General features: G+C 70.2%; 21 protein-coding genes. 10 read left to right on the top strand and 11 right to left on the bottom strand.

The genetic code is table 11. The annotated features are described in order from the left end of the window. Positions 1 to 39: 39 nt before the first annotated feature. The 6 genes from pspM to rimO all read right to left on the bottom strand — a co-directional run bounded on the left by pspM (position 40) and on the right by rimO (position 5,365). Entirely contained in the window at positions 40 to 858 is an 819-nt protein-coding gene (gene pspM, locus F1721_RS20325; protein ID WP_150068326.1) for a phage shock envelope stress response protein PspM, read from the bottom strand. Positions 859 to 869: 11 nt separating this feature from the next. Next, the gene (locus F1721_RS20320; protein ID WP_150068325.1) at positions 870 to 1,694 is read right to left on the bottom strand and encodes a PspA/IM30 family protein; all 825 of its coding nucleotides are present in this window, start codon (positions 1,692 to 1,694) and stop codon (positions 870 to 872) included. Positions 1,695 to 2,175: 481 nt separating this feature from the next. Next, positions 2,176 to 2,643 (bottom strand): helix-turn-helix domain-containing protein, encoded by a 468-nt coding sequence (locus F1721_RS20315; RefSeq protein ID WP_150068324.1) that lies wholly within the window; start codon positions 2,641 to 2,643, stop codon positions 2,176 to 2,178. A 183-nt stretch (positions 2,644 to 2,826) separates the two neighbouring features. Continuing rightward, positions 2,827 to 3,318 carry a CinA family protein gene (locus F1721_RS20310; RefSeq protein ID WP_150068323.1) on the bottom strand — a complete coding sequence of 164 codons (492 nt, stop codon included), beginning with the start codon at positions 3,316 to 3,318 and terminating at the stop codon, positions 2,827 to 2,829. Beyond that, entirely contained in the window at positions 3,315 to 3,929 is a 615-nt protein-coding gene (gene pgsA, locus F1721_RS20305) for a CDP-diacylglycerol--glycerol-3-phosphate 3-phosphatidyltransferase (protein WP_150068322.1), read from the bottom strand. The genes F1721_RS20310 and pgsA overlap by 4 nt, the downstream gene beginning before the upstream one ends. Further along, positions 3,926 to 5,365, bottom strand: a complete 1,440-nt coding sequence (gene rimO / locus F1721_RS20300) for a 30S ribosomal protein S12 methylthiotransferase RimO (RefSeq protein WP_150068321.1) — start codon at positions 5,363 to 5,365, stop codon at positions 3,926 to 3,928. The genes pgsA and rimO overlap by 4 nt, the downstream gene beginning before the upstream one ends. Before the next feature lie 240 nt (positions 5,366 to 5,605). On the opposite strand from rimO, the gene F1721_RS20295 reads away from it, so the two are divergent. The 4 genes from F1721_RS20295 to F1721_RS20280 all read left to right on the top strand — a co-directional run bounded on the left by F1721_RS20295 (position 5,606) and on the right by F1721_RS20280 (position 8,679). Beyond that, complete coding sequence (locus F1721_RS20295; protein WP_150068320.1) at positions 5,606 to 6,112, top strand: amino-acid N-acetyltransferase; 507 nt, start codon at positions 5,606 to 5,608, stop codon at positions 6,110 to 6,112. 37 nt (positions 6,113 to 6,149) lie between these two features. Further along, complete coding sequence (locus tag F1721_RS20290; protein WP_150068319.1) at positions 6,150 to 6,680, top strand: amino-acid N-acetyltransferase; 531 nt, start codon at positions 6,150 to 6,152, stop codon at positions 6,678 to 6,680. A gap of 112 nt (positions 6,681 to 6,792) precedes the next feature. Continuing rightward, positions 6,793 to 7,362, top strand: a complete 570-nt coding sequence (locus tag F1721_RS20285) for a phospholipase (RefSeq protein WP_150068318.1) — start codon at positions 6,793 to 6,795, stop codon at positions 7,360 to 7,362. Between the two features lie 102 nt (positions 7,363 to 7,464). Beyond that, positions 7,465 to 8,679, top strand: coding sequence for an alpha-hydroxy acid oxidase (locus F1721_RS20280; protein ID WP_150068317.1), 1,215 nt, complete (start codon positions 7,465 to 7,467; stop codon positions 8,677 to 8,679). A 52-nt stretch (positions 8,680 to 8,731) separates the two neighbouring features. Here the strand turns inward: F1721_RS20280 and F1721_RS20275 are convergent, their stop codons facing one another. Together F1721_RS20275 and F1721_RS20270 are read right to left on the bottom strand one after the other, a co-directional pair. Then, positions 8,732 to 9,943, bottom strand: a complete 1,212-nt coding sequence (locus tag F1721_RS20275) for a glycoside hydrolase (RefSeq protein WP_246155225.1) — start codon at positions 9,941 to 9,943, stop codon at positions 8,732 to 8,734. Between the two features lie 276 nt (positions 9,944 to 10,219). Further along, complete coding sequence (locus F1721_RS20270) at positions 10,220 to 12,721, bottom strand: DNA translocase FtsK (RefSeq protein ID WP_211840545.1); 2,502 nt, start codon at positions 12,719 to 12,721, stop codon at positions 10,220 to 10,222. 213 nt (positions 12,722 to 12,934) lie between these two features. Between F1721_RS20270 and F1721_RS20265 the strand changes: the two genes are divergently transcribed. Together F1721_RS20265 and F1721_RS20260 are read left to right on the top strand one after the other, a co-directional pair. Then, positions 12,935 to 13,687, top strand: a complete 753-nt coding sequence (locus F1721_RS20265; protein WP_150068550.1) for a lysophospholipid acyltransferase family protein — start codon at positions 12,935 to 12,937, stop codon at positions 13,685 to 13,687. 200 nt (positions 13,688 to 13,887) lie between these two features. Further along, positions 13,888 to 15,456, top strand: a complete 1,569-nt coding sequence (locus F1721_RS20260) for an alpha/beta hydrolase (RefSeq protein ID WP_150068314.1) — start codon at positions 13,888 to 13,890, stop codon at positions 15,454 to 15,456. A gap of 60 nt (positions 15,457 to 15,516) precedes the next feature. Here F1721_RS20260 and F1721_RS20255 read toward each other — a convergent pair whose 3' ends face one another. Beyond that, a complete protein-coding gene (locus tag F1721_RS20255) occupies positions 15,517 to 15,726 on the bottom strand; it encodes a tautomerase family protein (protein WP_150068313.1) in 210 nt (69 codons plus the stop codon). A gap of 53 nt (positions 15,727 to 15,779) precedes the next feature. Next, positions 15,780 to 16,538 (bottom strand): SDR family oxidoreductase, encoded by a 759-nt coding sequence (locus F1721_RS20250; RefSeq protein ID WP_150068312.1) that lies wholly within the window; start codon positions 16,536 to 16,538, stop codon positions 15,780 to 15,782. A gap of 86 nt (positions 16,539 to 16,624) precedes the next feature. On the opposite strand from F1721_RS20250, the gene F1721_RS20245 reads away from it, so the two are divergent. Beyond that, positions 16,625 to 17,485 carry a helix-turn-helix transcriptional regulator gene (locus F1721_RS20245; protein WP_150068311.1) on the top strand — a complete coding sequence of 287 codons (861 nt, stop codon included), beginning with the start codon at positions 16,625 to 16,627 and terminating at the stop codon, positions 17,483 to 17,485. 105 nt (positions 17,486 to 17,590) lie between these two features. Here F1721_RS20245 and F1721_RS20240 read toward each other — a convergent pair whose 3' ends face one another. Further along, entirely contained in the window at positions 17,591 to 18,820 is a 1,230-nt protein-coding gene (locus F1721_RS20240; protein ID WP_150068310.1) for a hypothetical protein, read from the bottom strand. Between the two features lie 313 nt (positions 18,821 to 19,133). On the opposite strand from F1721_RS20240, the gene F1721_RS20235 reads away from it, so the two are divergent. The 3 genes from F1721_RS20235 to F1721_RS20225 are packed head-to-tail and all read left to right on the top strand — an operon-like array spanning position 19,134 to position 21,358. Further along, a complete protein-coding gene (locus F1721_RS20235) occupies positions 19,134 to 19,460 on the top strand; it encodes a hypothetical protein (RefSeq protein WP_150068309.1) in 327 nt (108 codons plus the stop codon). Between the two features lie 6 nt (positions 19,461 to 19,466). Further along, positions 19,467 to 20,060 carry a DUF3558 domain-containing protein gene (locus F1721_RS20230; protein WP_150068308.1) on the top strand — a complete coding sequence of 198 codons (594 nt, stop codon included), beginning with the start codon at positions 19,467 to 19,469 and terminating at the stop codon, positions 20,058 to 20,060. Between the two features lie 20 nt (positions 20,061 to 20,080). Further along, positions 20,081 to 21,358: a hypothetical protein gene (locus F1721_RS20225; RefSeq protein ID WP_211840543.1), complete on the top strand. Its 1,278-nt coding sequence runs from the start codon at positions 20,081 to 20,083 to the stop codon at positions 21,356 to 21,358. The last annotated feature ends 1 nt before the right edge of the window (position 21,359 follow it).

The following is a 21,359-nucleotide window of genomic DNA, read 5'->3' as shown; positions in this document are numbered from 1 at the left end:
GAACCACGGCTACCAGCGGTGATGGCGTGTCGCAGCGGCCTACCGGCGTCCCTCTGGCCCGAACAGCTCCCGCAACCCGTCGGCCAACCCGGCCAACCGGTCGGTCGCGTCCTGCAACAGGTGCTTCTGCTCCGACGCCCCGCTGGCCGCGACCGCGCGCCCCGCAGCGGCCACCAGCGAGCCGTACCCGTCGACGCCCTCGTCCAGCTCCGCGCGCAGCCGCTCGACGTCCGAGCGCAGCGCGGCCTTCTCCGCCGCTGGCGCGTGCGGGATCGCCGCCTCCACGGCCATCAGCCGCTCCGCGCCCCGCCGCAGCTCCGCAGCGGCGTTGTCCGCCGTTCCGCGCGCCTCCGCTGCGGCGCTGCCCGCGCCCGCGGAGGTCAGCTGCCCCAGCGCTCCGTGCAAGCTCTGCTCCGCGTCGCGCAACCGCTGCATCGGTTCCCGCGCCGCCGAGCCGTGCGGCGGCAGCGAGACCGGTTCCGGCGGCGCTTCGGGCAGCGGTGTCCGCTTGAGCCGCCGGTACTTCATCCCGGCTCCGACCGCGGTGGCCCCGCCGAGCACGGCGAGGCCACCGAGTCCGAACGTCGTCACGTCCTGCAGGAAGAACGCAGCCGAACCGCCCCACTCCCACAGCGCCGGGACGGACGCCGAGGTCACCGCCCCGGCTCCGAACACGCCAGCGGTCGCCGCGCTGCCGGTCGCCGCCCGCTTGGCCCGCTTGCGCTGCCGGATCGCCCGCGCCCGCGGATCCCGCCACTTGGCGATCGTCCGGCGCACCGCGGCCATGCCAGGACCGCGCAGCTGCTCGAGAGCGGCCTCACCCAGCTGCGCCAGCTCCTGCTTACGGGACGAACTCACCCTGCACTCGCTCAGGCCTGCCCGGCCTGCGGGTTCTGCTGCTGCTGGGGCTCGGCGGGCGTCTGCGCACCACCGGAGATCTGCTGCTGGCCACCGCCGGACACCTGCTGCTGGCCGGTGCCCATCGAGGCGCGCAGCTGCGCGAGCCGGCTGGCACCGGCGGCGTCGATGGACGCCTGCTCGACCTCCATCATGCGGCCCTGCACGCTGTTCTGCGCCAGCTCGGCCTGCCCCAGCGCGGTGGTGTAGCGGCGCTCGATCTTGTCCCGCACCTCGTCCAGGGACGGCGTGTTGCCCGGCGCGGCGACCTCGGTCATCTGGCGCATCGAGGCCGAGACCTGCTCCTGCATCTTCGCCTGCTCCAGCTGGCTGAGCAGCTTGGTGCGCTCGGCGATCTTCTGCTGCAGGATCTGGGCGTTGCGCTCGACGGCCTGCTTGGCCTGCTCGGCGGCACCCAGCGACTGGTCGTGCAGCGTCTTGAGGTCCTCGACGCCCTGCTCCGCGGTGACCAGCTGGCTGGCCAGCTGGGTGGCGGTCTCCTCGTACTTCTGCGCGCTGGCCTCGTCACCGTTGGCCCGCGCCTGGTCCGCCATCACCAGCGCCTGCTTCGCCGACGCCTGCAGCTTCTCGACCTCGCCGAGCTGCCGGTTGAGCTTCATCTCCAGCTGCCGCTGGTTGCCGATCACCGAGGCGGCCTGCTGGGAAAGCGCCTGATGCTGCCGCTGGGCTTCCTCGATGGCCTGCTGGATCTGCACCTTGGGGTCGGCGTGCTCGTCCACCTTCGACGAGAACGCCGCCATCAGGTACTTCCACGCCTTCACGAACGGATTGGCCATCTCCTCCGCCTGCCTTCTTCTGCTGCTGCTCGGCTGCCCCACTGCCGACACAACGCACCGGGCGTGTCGGCTGGTTCCATCGTGTCAGGTAGTTGTGTCCGCTTCCACCAAACACGGTAGATCTCCGGGATCGCCCGGAGTCACGCCTAAGATCGAACCAGCCGTCCACCGGGCACCGCGCACCGGGTGCCGAAAACGGTCGTGAGTGCCGAATCGGGCTCAACCCGCTCCGGCACCCACGACCTGACTCCTGCTCCTCCGTGCGCCAGGGGCGCTGCCGGAGCCTGTCCTCGATCCTGGTTGTTGGTCTTTGCCCTGTAGCGGCGCCAGCCGCTTGGCCCGCGGGTTCTCAGCGTTCGTCTGGCGAGGACAGCCCGTTCGCCGTGTATTGGGCATGCACAAGAACGGGATCCCTCAGCCAGGCGGGCGCTGAAGTTCCGCTGCTGGCACCGCCACGCAAGACGAGTTCGTCAGACAAGCCTTACGCGGCGACCACCACGCCGCCCGGCTTGCGCACCGGGGCGCTGATCCGCTGGCTGAGCATCGGCTGCAGGCGGTCCGCGCAGGCGCGCGGCTCCGCGTCCGAGCCCGCTTCGGCCCCGGCCAGCTGCTGCTGGGCCAGCTCGGTCTCGGTGAGCTCGGTGCCGATCAGGCTGGGCACCAGGCGGTCCCCGTCCATCTCCGCGGCGCGGTCGACGCCCGAGGGCACCACCATCGTCTCGTCCAGGTCACCGGCCACGGTCACCAGCAGCTCCGGCAACGGCAGGTCGAGGGCGTCGCAGATCGAGGCGAGCAGCTCGCTGGACGCCTCCTTGCGGCCCCGTTCGACCTCGGAGAGATATCCGAGGCTCACCCGGGCAGCGCGCGAAACGTCCCGCAAGGTCCGAGACTGTGCGGTCCGGGCGCGGCGCAGCCGTTCACCGACCGCCTCCCGCAACAATACGGTCATCGCGCGCCTCCCTTCCTTCGTCGCCTACCGCGTGCACCACGCGTGAACGCTCCCTACGTTACTCATCCCACGGCCCGAACGAGAACGATCGTGGACAAGTCCGCCGAGGGCGAACGCCCGGCGCTCGACCGGCCCCGTCCGGGGCGACACCGCGTTCCGCCAGCGCACGGCATCCCCCTGGGATCAACGCAGCAGGTCCGCGAAGTGTTCCAGCGCCACCCGAACGGCCGCAGCCCGCACGCCGTGCCGATCACCCGACAAGCGCACCGAGCGCACCCCCGCGCCGCCCGGCCCGGCGAACCCGAGGTGCACGGTGCCGGGGGCCACGCCGTCCTGCGGGTCCGGCCCGGCGACCCCGGTCAGCCCGATGCCCCAGTCCGCCCGGCACCTGGTGCGCGCGCCCTCGGCGAGCATCTCCGCGACCCGCGGGTGCACCGCGCCGCACTCGGCGAGCAGCTCGCGGTCCACGCCCGCCAGCTCCGCCTTCAGATCGGTCGCGTAGACGACCAGCCCGCCGCGGACCACGTCGCTGGCGCCGGGCACGTCGGTCAGCGCGGCGGCGACCAGGCCAGCGGTCAGCGACTCCGCGGTGGCGACCGTCTCACCCCGCGCGCGCAACGTGTCGAGCAGTCCCGCCACCTGCGAGAACGGCAGGCCGATCGGCTCCAGGATCATGCGTCGGCCTTCGTCCGCCCCGCCGCGCGCAGCCGGATCGCCCGGACCACGTAGTCGAGCCCGGTGCCGACGGTGGCCGCCAGCGCCGCGCCCATCACGATCCAGCGCGGCAGCTCGGCCCAGTCGCCGAAGGGCATCAGGTAGAGGCCGATCGCGACGGCCTGCAGCAGCGTCTTGACCTTCCCGCCGTAGCTGGCCGCGATCACCCCGTGCCGGATCACCCAGAAGCGCAGCAGCGTGATGGCCAGCTCGCGGCCGATGATCACCCAGGTGACCCACCAGCCGAGATCGCCGAGGAGGCTGAGGCCGACCAGCGCGGCACCGGTGAGCGCCTTGTCCGCGATCGGGTCGGCGACCTTGCCGAAGTCGGTGACCAGGCCGCGGCGGCGGGCCAGGTCGCCGTCGATGCGGTCGGTGATCGAGGCGACCACGAACACCCCGGTGGCGATCCAGCGCCACAGGCCGTCGTGCCCGCCGTCCCAGAACAGCGCGACCAGGAACACCGGCACCAGCGCCAACCGGGACACGGTCAGCACGTTGGCGATGTTGACCAGGGGTACCGGCTCGGGCCGCACCGCCTGCGGGTTGGATGCCGCGCCATCGGCCGTCATGGTTGCTCCCCGGACCGGTCCTCCGCGGGCGCGCCGCCCACCGGGCGCACGACGAGGTCCACGCCCTCGCTCGCCTCGACCCGGCAGCGCAGCACTTCGCCCACGCCGACCTCTCCAGGATCAGCGACGATGCACTCCCCGTCCACCTCCGGCCCCTGATGGTCGGCACGACCGACCACCTCGCCGTCGTCGATCCGCTCGACCAGGACCCGCACCTCGGTGCCGACGCGGTCCTCCGCGCGCTGCGCGCTCAGCTCGTCCACCAGGTCGGACAGCTTCTCGACGCGCTCGTCGACGGCGTCCGGGTCGAGCTTGTCGGCGAACCCGGCCGCCTCGGTGCCGTCCTCGTCGGAGTAGCCGAACACGCCGACCGCGTCCAGCCGGGCGCGGGTCAGGAAGTCCTGCAGCTCGGCGAAGTCCTCCTCGGTCTCGCCGGGGAACCCGACGATGAAGTTGCTGCGGATGCCCGCCTCCGGCGCCAGCTCGCGGATCTGCGCGATCAGCTCCAGGAAGGACTCGGTGGAGCCGAACCGGCGCATCCGCCGCAGCACCGACTCGCTGGAGTGCTGGAAGGACAGGTCGAAGTAGGGCGCGACGCCGGGCGTGGTGGCGATGGTCCGCACCAGGCCGGGCCGGGTCTCGGCGGGCTGCAGGTAGGAGACGCGGACCCGCTCGACGCCCTCGACCTCGGCCAGCCGCGGCAGCAGCAGCTCCAGGGCGCGCGGGTCGGCGAGGTCCTTGCCGTAGGAGGTGGAGTTCTCGCTGACCAGGAACAGCTCCTTGGCGCCGTGCTCGGCCAGCCACACGGCCTCGCCCAGCACCTCCTCGGGCTGGCGGGACAGGAAGGAGCCGCGGAAGGACGGGATGGCGCAGAACGAGCAGCGCCGGTCGCAGCCGGAGGCCAGCTTCAGCGCGGCGACGGGCGAGTCGTCGAGGCGGCGGCGCGCCACCGAGCGCGCGGCGGGCACCCAGCCGTGGCCGGGCACCGCGACGTCGGCGGCCGCGGCGGGCCGGGAGACCGGCGAGATCGGCAGCATCTTGCGCCGGTCCTGCGGCTGGTGCGCCTGGATGGTCTTGCCCGCGAGGACGTCGTCGAGGCGGTCGGCGAGCTGGCCGTAGTGGTCGAAGCCGAGCACCGCGTCGGCCTCCGGCAGGTGCTCGGCCAGCTCGGCGCCGTAGCGCTCGGCCATGCACCCCACCGCGACGACCTTCGCGCCGGTGTCGGAGGCGGCGAGCAGCGTGTCGACGGAGTCCTTCTTGGCCGACTCGACGAAGCCGCAGGTGTTCACCACCACCACGTCGGCGGCGTCCTCGGCGTCGACCAGGTCCCAACCGCGGCTGTGCAGGTTCCCGGCGAGCTCTTCGGAGTCGACTTCATTGCGGGCGCAACCGAGCGTGACCATGGCGACTCGGCGGTGATTCTGCTCGGCTGACATGCGTCGAGCCTAACGTCCGGGCCTCGCGCGCCTGCCTGAACCCGGCCCTCCGCCGCCACCCGGGGCGGTGTCGATTTCGCGAGAATCCGACGTTCACCCGGGTGGCGGTCGATTTCCCGCGAAGTTGACCCCCTCGCACGCGCCTGACCTGGGGCGGGGCGGCCGCGCCGCGCGGGTGGTGGTCAAGATTACGACCGCGGGACGCCCGATCCGCTCCGCTTTTGGTTAGGCTTACCTAACGTGAATGCTCCGGTAGAGATCCGCCCGGCCCGAGTGCGCGACGTCCGCGGCATCAAGGCGCTGATCGACCACTACGCCGGAAAGGTGGTGCTGGGCAAGGACCTCGTCACCCTCTACGAGGACGTCCAGGAGTTCTGGGTCGCCGAGTCGGACGGCGAGCTCGTCGGCTGCGGCGCCCTGCACGTGCTGTGGGAGGACCTCGCCGAGATCCGCACCGTCGCGGTCGACCCGATGTCCAAGGGGCGCGGCGTCGGGCACGCGATCGTCGCCCGGCTGATCGAGGCGGCCGCCGAGCTCGGCCTGGCCCGGATCTTCGTGCTGACCTTCGAGACCGACTTCTTCGGCAGGCACGGCTTCCTGCCGATCGCCGACACCCCGGTCCCGCCGGAGGTCTACGAGGAGATCCGGCGCTCGCCGGACGAGGGCGTGGCCCAGTTCCTCGACCTGGCCCACGTCAAGCCGAACACCCTCGGCAACACCCGGATGCTGCTGCACCTCGGCGCGTGATGCGCACTCCCCCGGCCCGCGGCGCTACGATACCTGCATGAATGACTATGCATCATCGGCGATAGCGATTCGGAGGGCGCGGATCGCCGACGTCCCGGCGATCAAAGCGCTGGTCGACACCTACGCAGGCGAGGTGCTGCTGGCCAAGAACCTGGTCACCCTCTACGAGGACGTCCAGGAGTTCTGGGTCGCCGAGCTGACCGAACCCGACCGGGCGGCCCGCGTGGTGGGCTGCGGCGCGCTGCACGTGCTCTGGGAGGACCTCGCCGAGATCCGCACCGTCGCGGTCGACCCCTCGGTCAAGGGCGGCGGCATCGGCCACCGCCTGGTGCAGCAGCTGGTGGCGCTGGCCCGCGAGCTGGGGCTGGCCCGGCTGTTCGTGCTGACCTTCGAGACGGAGTTCTTCGGCAAGCACGGCTTCCGCACCGTGGACGGCGCCCCGGTCAGCCCCGAGGTCTACGAGGAGATGCGCCGCTCGGTCGACGCGGGCGTGGCCGAGTTCCTCGACCTGGCCAACATCAAGCCCAACACCCTCGGCAACACCCGGATGCTCCTCGACCTGACGTGAGCACCGGCTCCGGTTCCACCTTTCTCGTGCAGGTTGCTCATGTTTCCCGCGAACACCACTCGCAACCGCTATAACACGAGGAGTGATCACACCGGATCCGAGGAGACCTGCCGTGCACCGATCCCCCGCTCGCCGCGGCGCGTTCACCACCGCCGTCGCCGCCGGCGCGCTGCTGCTCACCACCGGCACCGCGCACGCCGACCTCAGCCCGGGCGAACTGCGGGCCACCACCGACGAGTACCTGTTCGAGCTCTCCCTCGACGACTTCACCCGGACCAAGGCCGAGCAGCCGCACGCCGACCAGCTCGACTGGTCCTCCGACGGCTGCTCCATGTCCCCCGACGAGCCGCTGGGCTTCAAGTTCCGCACCAGCTGCGAGCGGCACGACTTCGGCTACCGCAACTACAAGAAGCAGGAGCGGTTCACCGAGCCGAACCGCAGGGCGATCGACGACAACTTCCGCGACGACATGTACACCGCCTGCGGCGACAACCTGGCGTGCCGGGGCACCGCGAACATCTACTACTTCGCGGTGCGCGAGTTCGGCGGCGTGAGCGGTTCCACCGCCGAAGCCGTCGAGCACGCCCAGATCCAGCTGCTGCCGTCCACCAGCGGCGAGCCGCTGCGGTTCCAGGCGGTCAACGCCGCCGGTCAGCTCGTGCAGCTGTCCGCGACCAGCTGACGCCGGGGGGCGTGCCCGGCCCCGGGCACGCCCCCCCGTTCGCGCTCCCGATCTGCGGGCTCGTTCGCAGAGGTAATGTCCCTTCCGACGAAGGGAGCTCGAATGGTCAAGCGGCAACTTCCGCGCTGGTCCGAACTGCGTCCCCTCCTGCGGCTCAAGCCGCCGCAGTTCAACCCCACCGAGCGCCGGCTGTCCGCCGCGCACTCCATCGCCGACCTGCGAACCATCGCCCGCCTGCGCACGCCGCGCGCCGTGTTCGACTACACCGACGGCGCCGCCGAGGCGGAGATCAGCCTGCGCCGCGCCCGCCGGGCGTTCCGCGACGTCGAGTTCCGCCCCTCGGTGCTGCGCGACGTGTCCGCTGTGGACACCTCGGCCTCGATCCTCGGCAAGCGCTCGGAGCTGCCGTTCTCCTTCGCCCCCACCGGTTTCACGCGGATGATGAACCACGAGGGCGAACCGGCGGTGGCCCGCGTCGCCGAGCGCGCGGGCATCCCCTACGCGCTGTCCACGATGGGCACCACCTCGGTCGAGGACCTGGCCGCCGCGGCCCCGGACGCCCGCAAGTGGTTCCAGCTGTACCTGTGGAAGGACCGCGAGGCCAGCCGCTCGCTGGTCCAGCGCGCGCAGGAAGCGGGCTACGAGGCGCTGATCCTCACGGTGGACACGCCCGTCGGCGGTGCTCGGCTGCGCGACGCCCGCAACGGCCTGACCATCCCGCCGGAGCTGACGCTCAAGACCATCGTGGACGGTGCGATGCACCCGGCGTGGTGGTTCAACCTGCTCACCACCGAGCCGCTGACCTTCGCCTCGTTCCACCACTGGTCGGGCACCGCGCACGACCTGATCAACGCGATGTTCGACCCGTCGCTGAACTACGCGGACCTGGAGTGGCTGCGGGAGCTCTGGCAGGGCCCGCTGCTGGTCAAGGGCATCCAGAACCCCGACGACGCCCGCCGCGTGGTGGAGCTGGGCGCGGACGGCGTGATCCTGTCCAACCACGGCGGGCGCCAGCTGGACCGGGCCCCGACCATGCTGGAGCTGCTGCCGCCGGTGCGCGAAGCGGTCGGCGACCGGGCGGAGATCCTGCTGGACACCGGCATCACCAGCGGCGCGGACATCGTCGCGGCGATCGCCCTGGGCGCCGACTCGTGCCTGATCGGCCGCGCCTACCTGTACGGCCTGATGGCCGGTGGGCAGCGCGGTGTCCAGAAGGCGGTGGACATCCTGCGCTCCGAGATCGTCCGCACCCTCCAGCTGCTCGGCGTCCACGCGATCTCCGACCTGAACAGCACCCACGCGACGCTGCGCCGCTGAAGTCGTGAGCGGCGGTGGTCGTTCTTACCGCCGTCGCCGCTCACGACCCGGGTCAGCGGCCGGGGCGCGGGTCCACCGGGTGGACCTCCGGCGGCGCGGCCGTCGTCGCGCCGTCGATCGGGCCCGTGGCGTGGAAGGCCTCGCAGGGACCGCCGATGTACTTCTCGAAGTCCGTGGTGACGTGGATGACCGACCTGCCGTCGCGGGTCGGCAGCAGCGTCGGGCTGAAGTTCCGGCACACGCTGCCCTTGTTGTAGCTGATCTGCACCGGCGACGGGATCTCCCGCCAGCCGCGCGCCAGGTCGGAGGGGTTGTCGTTGACCATCAGCGTGCGCCCGTTGCCCGGCGCCCAGCCGCCGTTGTCGTTGGCCAGCATCTGGTAGGCCAGCAGCAACCGGCCGTTCGGGTTCGGCCCCGGCGCCCAGGCGATGGTCGGCGTGCCCAGCGGCTGGCCACCGGTCTCCGACACGATCTCGGTGCCCAGGTCGTACGGGTCGCCGAAGTCCCAGCCGTCCTGGGAGGTGCGCATCCAGACCGTGCAGATGTGCACCGGGTCGTAGTTGCAGACCTCGTAGACCATCACGTAGGTGCCGTCCGGCAGCTGCCGCACGCCCGCCATCCCGGGCCGCACGGTGAACTTGTCGTTCTTGATGGTCTCCCGCAGGTCCGTCCAGTTCCGGCCGTCGGCGGAGCGCATCTGGACCATCTTCTGGTCGTGCTTCGGGTCGCCGTCGTCGGAGTAGAACACCACCAGGTCGCCCTGCTCGGAAACGGTGAACTCCGGCTCCCAGACCCCCGGCCCCTGCGGCGCTTGCACGATGGTGGACAGGAAGCTCCAGGTGCGGCCGTGGTCGTCGCTGCGCCACAGGCGGATGCTGCTGCGCCGCTCCTCGGGGTCGGCGCCGACGCCCGCGGTGCCCGCCCACAGCAGCGTCCCGGCGGGCATGTCCCCGACCTGCTCCGGCAGCTCGTACAGCGTCGAGCAGCACATCCCCTTCTCGTCCGCGCCCTCCGGGTCGCGGATCTCGCCGACCGGCTGGAACGTGGCGCCGTCGTCCCGGCTCTCGTAGACGACCGCGAAACCGGTCCGGTCCGCGTAGGTGGTCATGCTGACCAGCACCCGGCCGTTGGCCTCGCCGGAGTTCTGCAACCGCACCAGCCGGGGGTAGCTGCTGCCGCCGGTGCGCAACAGCTCCCCGCGGTCCACATCGGACGGCCCGGCGTCCCCGGCGGCCACCGCCTGGAACCCGACCAGCAGCAGCACGGACAACGAAACCGACAGGACAGCGCGTAATTTCCGGACGAGCATGCGGGAACCTCACGACATCGCGGGCGGACAAATACCGTCAGCGCGCCGGAGAATATCTCAAAGATCCTGAAATTCGACCCGGTCGGGAATTCCATTCAGCGCAATTCGCAGGTGCATTCGGAGCAGTGCGAACCGACCGGGAACGCGAGTGAGAAATGCTGGTGAAAACGCGAAGAACGCCCGTGAGCACTTTCCGGGGCTATGGCACCAGAAAGTGCGCACGGGCGCGGATCACTCGTCGTCCGGGGACGGCCCACCGCGGATCGAGTACAGGGCGTTCTCGAGCTCGTCGGGCTTGACCAGGACCTCGCGCGCCTTCGAGCCCTCGGACGGGCCGACCACGCCGCGCGACTCCAGCAGGTCCATCAACCGACCGGCCTTGGCGAACCCGACCCGCAGCTTGCGCTGCAGCATCGAGGTGGAGCCGAACTGGCTGGTCACCACGAGCTCGGCGGCCTGCAGCAGCACGTCCAGGTCGTCGCCGATGTCGGAGTCGATCTCCTTCTTGTCGCCCGCCTTCGCCGCGGTGACCCCGTCGGTGTACTCCGGTTCGGCCTGGTCCTTGGTGAACGAGACGATGCGGTGGATCTCGTCGTCGGCGACGAACGAGCCCTGCACCCGCGCCGGGCGCGACGCGCCCATCGGCAGGTACAGCGCGTCGCCCATGCCGATCAGCTTCTCCGCGCCGGGCTGGTCCAGGATGACCCGCGAGTCGGTCAGCGACGAGGTGGCGAAGGCCAGCCGGGACGGCACGTTGGTCTTGATCAGACCGGTCACCACGTCCACCGACGGCCGCTGGGTGGCCAGCACCAGGTGGATGCCCGCGGCCCGCGCCTTCTGCGTGATGCGCACGATGGCGTCCTCGACGTCGCGCGGCGCGGTCATCATCAGGTCGGCGAGCTCGTCGACGATGGCCAGGATGTACGGGTAGGGCCGGTACTCCCGCTCGCTGCCCAGCGGGGCGGTGATCTCGCCGGACTTCACCTTCCGGTTGAAGTCGTCGATGTGCCGGACCCGGTTGGCCTGCATGTCCTGGTAGCGCTGCTCCATCTCCTCCACCAGCCAGGCCAGCGCGGCGGCGGCCTTCTTCGGCTGGGTGATGATGGGCGTGATCAGGTGCGGGATGCCCTCGTACGGCGTCAGCTCCACCATCTTCGGGTCGATCAGGATCATCCTGACCTCCTGCGGCGTCGCCCGCGCCAGCAGCGACACCAGCATGGAGTTGACGAAGCTGGACTTGCCGGAGCCGGTGGAACCGGCCACCAGCAGGTGCGGCATCTTGGCCAGGTTCGCGGTGACCATGTGGCCCTCGATGTCCTTGCCCAGGCCCATCACCAGCGGGTGGCTGTCCTTGGCCGCCTCGGCGGAGCGCAGCACGTCGCCGAGGCGCACCATCTCCCGGTCGCTGTTGGGCACCTCGATGCCCACCGCGGACTTGCCGGGGATCGGCGCCAGCAGCCGCACGTTGTCGGTGGCCGCCGCGTAGGCGATGTTCTTGGTCAGCGCGGTGATCTTCTCGACCTTCACGCCCGGCCCGAGCTCGACCTCGTAGCGGGTGACGGTCGGGCCGCGGGTGAAGCCGGTGACCTGCGCGTCGATGTTGAACTGCTCCAGCACCGCGGTGATCGCCTCGATCATCGCGTCGTTGGCCCGGCTGCGGTTCTTCGGCGGTTCGCCGTCGGTGAGCACGTCCAGCGGCGGCAGCTGGTAGTCGCCCTCGACGCTGCGGCTGATCTGCGGCTTCTCGGTCTTCTTCGGCTTCTCCGGCGCGGGCTGGTTCGCCGGGACCGCGGCGGCCTTCGGCTTGACCGGCTTCGGCTCCTCGGGCACGTCGTCGAGGGACAGCTGCGCGTCCTCGTCGGCCATCGCCGCCTGGCGCCGCCGCGACGGGCGGCGCAGCTTGACCTCGGTCGGCTCCGCGTCCTCGTCCTTCGGGTTGGCCCTCGACCTGGACCTCTTCGGTTCGTCGGTCTCCTCGTCGTCCTCGTGGTCGCCGCCGCGCAACCAGTCACCGATGTCGCGCACCGACGTACCGGTGAGCACCAGCAGCCCGAACAGCCCGACCAGCACCAGCACCGGAACGGCGACCCAGGCGGTGAGACCGTACTCCAGCGGCCCGCCCGAGACGAATCCCAGCGCGCCACCGGCCTCCGGCCACTTCTCCGGCTCCAGCGGGGAACCCTTGACGATGTGGATGACACCGAGCGTGGTGAGGATCAGCAGCATCGACCCGATCACCACCCGCGGCCGGGCCTCGGCGGTGCTCTCGGTGCGCATCAGCAGGACCGCGGTGACCAGCAGCACGATCGGCAGCACCACCGCGGCCGAGCCGATGACCGAGCGCAGCGCCAGGTCGAACCCGTGCCCGACCGGCCCGCCGGCCTGCCACCAGACACCGGCGGCCGCGATCACGGCGGTGGCCAGGAAGACCAGCGCGAGCCCGTCGCGCCGGTGCGCCGGGTCGAGCTCCCGGGTCTTGCCCATCGCCCGCACCACGCTGCCGACGCCGCGGGCGACCCCGCCCCCGCGGGACTTCGCGGACCGCTTCGCCGGCTGCCTGCGCGGTGCGTGCGTCGAGCCGCGCGGCTTGGCCGGGCTCTTCCGGCTGGTGCCCGACTTCGCCCGGGACGAACCCCGGGCCGATCCGCCACTGCGGGACGCGGAGCCGCTACTCTTCGTGGCGCTCTTGCTGCGCGCCGAGCCACGCCCCCCGTTCGATGTCCGGCTCGCCATACCCCACACGGTATCCGCACCCGCCTCTCCCGTCACAACAGCCACGGCGGTCGGCGGCTCGGACGTTTTCTCGGGCGTTCTGCCCCGATCGGGGCACCGGGCGTGAGATCCTCGACCATCATGGTTGCCCTCCCGACCGGTCCGCACGAGCCGACACGCCGAACCGACCGCGAGACGCTGTTCCGCGACGCGCCGCTGCTGTGGCGCGCGCTGATGCGGGTGGACCGCGCCGTCATCGCCGTCACCGGTCGGCTGGAGGTCACCGGCGACGTGCCGGACGACCTGCGCGGCAAGCCGCTGCTGCTGGCCGCCAACCACATCGGCAACCTGGACGCCCTGGTCCTGATCGCGGCCTGCCGCACCCGCCGGTTGGCCCCGCGCTTCCTGGCCACGGGCGGCCTGTTCGACACCCCGGTGCTGGGCGGTGTGCTGCGCCGCTGCCGCCACGTCCGCGCGGACCGCGGCAAGAGCACGGCGGGCGAGGCGATGGGCCGGGTGGTCGAGGCGCTCACCAGCGATCACCACCCGGTGCTGGTGTACCCGGAGGGCCGCATCACGCTCGAACCGGACATGTGGCCGGAGCGCGGGAAGACCGGCGTGGCCCGCATGGCGCTGGCCTCCGGCGCGGCCGTGGTGCCGATCAGCCAGTGGGGCGCCCACGAGGCGATGTGCTACGGCATGGTCCGCGTGGAGAGCGCCCGCGACCTGTGGATCCTGTTCGCCTCGTGGCTGCGCGCGGTGCGCCGCCGCCCGAAGCTGCGCGTCCACTTCGGAGCCCCGGTGGACCTCAGCGACCTGTCCGCCGACCGCGTCGGCGACGCGGCCCGGGCCCGCGACCGCATCATGCGAGCCATCACCGAAGGTCTGACCCCGCTGCGCGCGGGAGAACTCGGCGCGCCCCACCACCTCGACCCGACCCGACCGGCCACGGACAAGCCCAGCCCCTGGCGGCCGAACGCGCGCTGAACGCCGATTTCGCGCGAAACCGACGCCGCTGACGTGCGCGGACCGCCGATTTCGCGCGAAATCGCCCGGATGACGTCGAGCGACCATCGCCCGGGGAGACCATTTCTCGCCAATTGCGCAGCTCCGGCGCGGACCATCCCGTTTACTGTCCACATTGCTCACCGCCAGGTGGGCGCCAACCGGACGAACGGGGGGCAATCGTGCGAAAAGTCGTCACCGCGGCGCTCGCGGTCGGACTCCTGACGGGCTTGTCACCGGCGGTCGCGAACGCGGCTCCGGACTTCGACCCGGCACCGATCCAGTGGGGACCGTGCACCGACGAGACGCTGCAGAAGGCCGGGGCGGAGTGCGGGATGCTGCGGGTCCCGCTGGACCACGCCGATCCGGCGGGCGAGCAGATCTCGCTCGCGGTCTCCCGGATCAAGCACACCGTGCCGGAGGACCAGTACCAGGGCGTCATGCTGGTCAACCCGGGCGGACCGGGCGGATCCGGCCTGACGCTGTCCGCCCTCGGCGCGTACGTGCCCAAGAACGCCGGGGCCGCCTACGACTGGATCGGCTTCGACCCGCGCGGCGTCGGCGCCAGCGAGCCCGCGATCTCCTGCGACCCGAACTACTTCTCCTACGACCGCCCGCACTACGTGCCCACCACGCCGGAGCTGGAGCAGACCTGGCTCGACCGGTCCGAGGGCTACGCCCGCGCCTGCGGCAACACCGGCAAGCTGCTCGACCACATCAAGACCACCGATGTCGTCGAGGACATGGACAGCATCCGCGAGGCGCTGGGCGCCGAGCAGATCAACTACTACGGGTTCTCCTACGGCACCTACCTCGGCCAGGTCTACGGCACCCTGCACCCGGAGCGGATGCGCCGCGTGGTGATGGACGGCGTGGTGGACGTCGAGGACGTCTGGTACCGGGCGAACCTGAACCAGGACGTGGCCTTCGACCGCAACATCAAGATCTTCTTCGACTGGATCGCCCGCCACGACGACACGTTCCACCTGGGCAAGACCGGCGCGGACGTGGAGAAGCTGTACTACGAGCAGCAGGCCGAGCTGGACCGGCAACCGGCGGGCGGGGTGATCGGCCCCGACGAGTGGACCGACCTGTTCCTGACCGCGGGCTACTCCCAGGCGGCGTGGGACAGCCGCGCCAAGGCGTTCGCCGGGTGGGTCCACAACGGCGACTGGGAGACGCTGAAGAAGGTCTACGACAGCGCGAACCCGCCGGGTGACGACAACGGCTTCGCGGTCTACCTGTCGGTCCAGTGCACGGACGTGAAGTGGCCCCAGAGCTGGCAGCAGTGGCGCCGCGACAACTGGGAGACCCACGCGAAGGCCCCCTTCGAGACCTGGGCCAACGCCTGGTACAACGCCCCCTGCCGGTTCTGGCCGGCGAAACCGGGCAAGCCGGTCGAGGTGGACGGCGGCGAGGTCGAGAGCGCCCTCCTGATCAGCGAAGAGCTCGACGCGGCAACCCCGTTCCCAGGAGCCCTGGAAGCCCGGGACCGCTTCCCCAACGCGAGCCTGATCAGCCTCCCCGGAGGCACGACCCACTCGGGCTCCCTGAGCGGAAACACGTGCCTGGACGACCAGATCGCGGACTACCTGCTCACGGGCAAGCTCCCACCCCGCAAACCGGGAGAAGGCCCGGACACGACGTGCGAACCCCTCCCCCAACCAACCCCGGAGGGCGTGAACACCCTGTCCAAGCACCCACAACAACCGGAGTTCCTCCAGAAAGCCCTCCAGTCCAACTGGCACTGACACGGATCTCCCGCTGCGTGACGGCCCGGCACCGCGGTGCCGGGCCGTCACGCGTGACGATCAGCTGTCGCCGTTGAGCACGGCGGCGGTCAGGACGTTGCCTGCAACGCCCCAACCACCGTCAACGACCTCGTCGACGAGAACGACCGTGGTCGGCCGCGCCCGCTCCCCGTAGATCTCGGCGTACAGGTCGGTGGTGCGTTCGATGATCTTCTTCTTGTCCGCCGCGGTGATGGTGTCGGCAGGAACCTTGAAGTGCGCGAATGGCACGGTTGTCCTCCAGTTGTCGTGGTGGTGAGCGCGGGCGGCTGCGGAACGGGGCGTCACACCATGCCGCCGTTCGCGCGCAGGACTTGACCGTTGACCCAGCGCCCCTCGGCGCTGGTCAGGAAAGCGACGACAGCAGCGATGTCCTCCGGGGTGCCCAGGCGCTCCAGCGGCGGCGCCTTGGCCAGCGACTCGACCTGCTCCTCCGTCTTGCCCTCGAGGAAGAGCTCGGTGGCGGTCGGGCCCGGGGCGACGGTGTTCACGGTGATGTCGCGCCCGCGCAGCTCGCGCGCCAGGATCAGGGTCATCGCCTCGACGGCTCCCTTGCTGGCGGCGTACGCCCCGTAGTTGGGGAACTGGGTGCCGACCACGGAGGTGGAGAAGCCCACGAAAGAACCGCCTGTGCGCAGGCGCCGGGCGGCCAGCTTGGCGACCGCGAAAGCTCCGCGGACATTGGTCCGGTGCAGCTGGTCGAGGACGTTCAGGTCGAGATCGGCGATGGGCGAGAGCGCCAGACGTCCCGCAGCGTTCACCACGACGTCCACGCCCCCGAATTCCGCCTCGGCCTGGTCGAAGAGCGCCGTGACGGCCTTCTCCTCGGCGACGTCGGCCCGGACCGCGATCGCCGTGCCGCCAGCGGAGGTGAGCGCGGCGACTGTCTCCTCCGCAGCAGCCGCGTCGGTGACGTAGTTGACGACGACGGCCCAACCGTCGGAGCCGAGCCGGTGGGACACGGCCCGGCCGATGCCGCGCGAGCCCCCGGTGACGACCGCGACCCGGCCGACCGCCGCACTGGTGGTGTCGGTGGAAGTCATGCCTCCACGGTGCGGGCCACCCGCGGGCCTTGCCAGGGGATGGCATCCCCTGTGCCAGCTGCCCCGGCTGCCGCAGACTGGTGGCCGTGAAGTCCTCGAAGCACACCGAGCTGGGTGCGTTCCTCCGCTCCCGGCGCGAGCGCATCCGCCCCGAGGAGGTCGGGCTCGTCCGCGGGCCGCGACGCCGCGTACCCGGGCTGCGCAGGGACGAGGTGGCCCAGCTCGCGGGCGCGTCGGTGGACTACTACAACGAACTGGAACGCGGCGCCGGATCCCAACCGTCCGAGCAGATGCTCGCGGCCCTGGCACGGGCCCTGCGGCTGACCGCTGACGAGCGCGATCACCTCTACCACCTCGCCGATCGCCCCGTCCCGGTGCAGGGCGGCCTCTCCTCGCACGTCCACCCCGGCATGCTCGACCTGCTCACCCGGCTGACCTCGACCCCCGCCCAGGTCATCACCGACATGCACGTCACCCTCGTGCAGAACCCGCTCGCCATCGCCCTGCTAGGCGACCAGTCGGGTTTCCACGGCCAGCAGGCGAGCTTCGTCCACCGGTGGTTCACCGACCCCGAAGCACGACGGATCTACCCCGAGGAGGACCACCCGGCGCAGTCCCGGGCGTTCGCCGCTGACCTGCGAGCCGCAGCAGCGCGACGGGACGCCCGGGACACCGAAGCGAGTTCGATGATCGCGGACCTGCTCGACCGCTCCACCGAGTTCGCCGAGCTCTGGGCCGAGCACGACGTGGCATTCCGCCGCAACGACCGAAAGCGCATCATCCACCCCGCCCTGGGCGTGCTCGACGTCAACTGCCTCAACCTGTTCAGCGAAGACGGCCGCCAGCGCCTGCTCTGGTTCACCCCAGCAGTGGGCACGGACAGCGCGGGCAAACTGGACCTCCTCGCCGTCATCACCACCCAACAGCTCACCGGCCAGGAAGACTGACCCCACCGCGAACGGCTGCCCGCAGGCCATGCTTTCCGGTCGGCAGCAACGAGGTGCGCACGCCGCAGTCGCGCAACAGAACCCGGCGAACCGTGTCGCGACCGACTACCCGTTGAGGTCGCGGAGGATCTGCTGCGCGACCGGGACTGCCCGGTCCCGGAAGGCGCGCGGGTCCTCACCCTTGTTCGCCGTCAACGAGATCCCGAGCTTCCCCGACCGGAATTCGAAGGTCGTCAGATCCTGGAAGGTCGTGACGCAGCTCTGGCCGTCGCCCAGCTTGGCCCCGGTGTCCTGCACACCGATGTCCACAGTCATCTGGCAGTGGTCGTCGTGCGCGGCCGCCTGAGCCGCATCCCGGTAGTAGGTGACCCGCACCTGTTCCCCGGCACCCTCGGTGGTGGAGTTCAGGCGCTGCTTGCTGATCCGGTGGCAGGTCTGCTCCAGATACATGTAGCTGCCGACCCGGCTGTTCAGCATCTGGTACTCGCTGACGGGGATGATTTCCTCGACCCAGCCGGAGTCCGGCTCACCGGTCGCGACGCGGAATGCAGCGGCGGTGAAGACATCGCACGCGCTCTTGACCTCCCCCCACGGCTGTTCGTACCGGAACCCCTGGACCCCGACCGCGCCGGACCGGTAGTTGTCCACGACGGTGTCCACAACCCGGTCGAAGAGCTGCCGGGTCGGCACTCCGCCGAACGAGTCGGGCAACGATTCCGGTTCATCCAGCACCACGCGGATGAACTCGCGATCACCGACCGGAATCTCCGCCGCCCAGCCGTCAGTCCGCGTCTTTCCGGTGAAGACGGTCAAGCCGTTCCGGACCCTGGACCGAGGCTCGAAGACTTCCGACTCGAAGTTGTCCTCGCTGGTGAACGGCGCAGCGTTGAACTCAACCGAAACCCCAGGAAGGCCCTTGTCGCTGTGAACCGCGTAGCTGCACCCCGAAACCGGTGACATCGACCAGCCTTCGGAAACCGAGGGACCACCTTCGACATCGGTGTCGAGATAGCCGTGCAAGACGTTCGCGGGGTGCCTGACCGGAATGCCGATCTTGTCCAACTCGCCAGGCGGCAACAGCGCACAGGCGTCCACGATCACACGCCCATCGACGGTCGGCGCAGGCCTGCGCTCGTACGCCCCGACAAGCACATTCGAGCGCGGCGTGGCGGGCTTGCCCTCCTCATCACTGGCAGCAGGCTGCGAGTTGCGGAGCTGCAGCAGCCCGAACCCACCGCCGAGTCCGATGACGAGTCCGGCGACCACGGCGATCGCGATGCGCGGGCCGAGCTTCTTCTTCCTAGGCGGCGGACCCATCGGCGGCTGCGGAGGCATCCCTGGCTGCTGCGGAACGCCCGGCATCCCCGCCGGGTACTGACCAAATCCCCCTGTGCCATACGGATTCGACAACACTTCCCCCAGTCACGAGCGAAACCGACGAGAGCACCTTACCGACCGACTGGGGCAAACGGTCCCGAACCACCGAAATCACGCATTGCGACATCCGGGTGAACACCAGGACACCCCGGGCACCTCGGTAGGGTGACCAGCGCCATAGTGTTAGCCGGTCCGATCTGCTGTAGTCACGCGCGGTGATCACAGAGAATGGATCAGCAACGAGAGGTGTCAAGCAAAGGGGGACGTTGACATGACCGGGTTCCGGGTAGATCCGAAGGCGCTGGAGCTCGCCATCACGAAGTTGGAAGAGGTCCGGGACGACGCTGACTCGTTGCTCCAGCAGGCAGTTAACGTGAAGCCTGGCGAACTGACAGCACAGGACAGCTACACCACCAAAGCACGTCAGGCGATCCAGGAGCGCGCGACAGGCAACGCTGGGTCCTTGACCATGGCCGTGAAGGAGCTTCGTGGGAAGCTCAACGAGAAGATCGATGCCTACAAGGCGACGCTGGAGGAGTACCGGCGGAACGATGACGCTGCGGCCACTGACGCGAACCGGATCCAACGAGAGGCATGATCAAGCGTGAAGGCGAAGATGGGCGTTCTCAAGCGTAGCTGCGGGATCGCCGCCAGCGTCGTGGTTGCTGGCACGTTGGCTGCGTGCTCTGGTGGCACTGGCAGCAATGGCCAGCCGACCGAGAGTCCGCAGCAGACCCAGGCCGCCGGGCCTCAGATCAGCAACCCCAAGGATGCCTCGGCCGTTGCTCTCTGCGACCTGCTTCCGGCGCAGGCCGCGACTTCTCTTGGATTCGAGCCCGAGGGGAAGATCAACGATGGCCCGAAGATCTCCCCTGACGCAGTGGATGCGTGCATGTGGAGGACTCCGAACGGCCACGACGCGCTCCAGCTCGCCGTGAACAAGGATCGTTCGATCCAGGAGTACTACGACAACAAGTCGACCTTCACCGACTACGAGGAATTGACCATCGCAGGCTATCCGGCCGTCCGCGCGAACCAGGGAAATCCAGCGCAGGACGGCGCCTGTTCGATCTTCCTCGCCGTGTCGAACACCGAGATGATCCACTCCTTCACCACACAGACCGACGTCACGGATCCATGCGCCATCTCTGAGAAGGCACTGGAGGCATCGATCCCGACGCTGCCTGCTGCCAAGTAACCAGTTTTGGGGGAAACATCATGGTCGACATGTGCTACGTGAGCCCAGCAAAGGAGTACCGCAACCAAATGGGCGGTGCTCCGGACGCTGCGAGCCTTCCTGCTCCGAAAGACCACGGAATCGAAACGTGGCAAACGGTCGCAGCATCCTTCAAGCACATGGTCAGCAACATCGAAGCTGCCATCCGACTTGCGGAGGCCGGTCACGAAGGTGACGCCTCGCAGGCCGCGAGCACTTCGATCGCGGAGATCAAGCCCTACGCCGAGGCCGCTGCCGAGACCTCGGTCGGCGTTCGATCCGCACTCGAGCAGCAAGCTACTTACCAGCGCGAAGCGTTTTCGTCCCTTCCTGCGCAGGGCGACCCCCTGCCGAGCGGCAAAGAAGCGATTCTCGACCCGCCGCAGAAGGGCTGGGTCGAGGACTGGGGACTCGACTCCAACCCGATCACGGGGTGGATGAGCGACTACGAAGAGCGGCAGCAGGCTTTCACCGAAACCAGCCAGCAGGCCACCTCGGCCATGGAGCGGTACAGCGCGCAGACTGAGGCCAACATCGCGCAGATGCCGGAGTTCAAGCCTGCTGACCAGCCGCCGCCCCCTCAGCCGCAGGGTTCGACGCCCTACCCGAGCACTCCCAGCGGCTACTCCAACACCCCCTCCGGTTACACGAGCGGCGGTGGGATTTCCTCCGCTCCGGCGGGTACTTCGTCCTCGTGGGCCTCGGCGCCGAGTCCGACTCCGTCGTACACGCCGACTCCCACCCCGTCCACGCCTCCGGCCGCTACCAATCCGGTGTGGGCCAACCCGATGCCTGGGCCGGGGCAGGGGCTTCCGCCGGGCGTTGTGCGCGGTCCGGACGGGACGCTCTACCGGCAGAACCCGCAGACCGGTGCTTGGGAGCGGCAGAACCCCTACAACGGTCGATGGGCTCCGTCGCCGAACGGCGGTCCCGGCGGTGCCCGCGGTGGCATGGGCGGCGCTGGCGGCATGGGTCGCGGTGGTGTCGGCGCCGGTGGTGCCGGGCAGCTCGGTGCTGGCGGTCGTGCGGGCGCTGGTGGCCTCGGCGGCGGCATGGGCTCGGGCTCCGGCGCCAGCGGTTCGACCGCTGCCGGTGCCGGTGGTCGCGGTGCTGCTGGCGGCATGGGCGGCGCCGGTGGCGCTGGCCGCGGCAAGCAGGACGAGGAGGACCAAGAGCACGAGCGTCCCAGCTGGTTGACCGAGGACGACGACGTCTTCACCAACGACATGGAGAAGGTCGCGCCCCCGGTCTTCGGTGACTGGTCCAACGGGGGCCGGTGAT

Source organism: Saccharopolyspora hirsuta (assembly GCF_008630535.1).
Lineage (GTDB): Bacteria > Actinomycetota > Actinomycetes > Mycobacteriales > Pseudonocardiaceae > Saccharopolyspora > Saccharopolyspora hirsuta.
The sequence above is the reverse complement of the archived record's forward strand: the minus strand, read 5'-3'. Positions and strand labels throughout refer to the sequence as shown.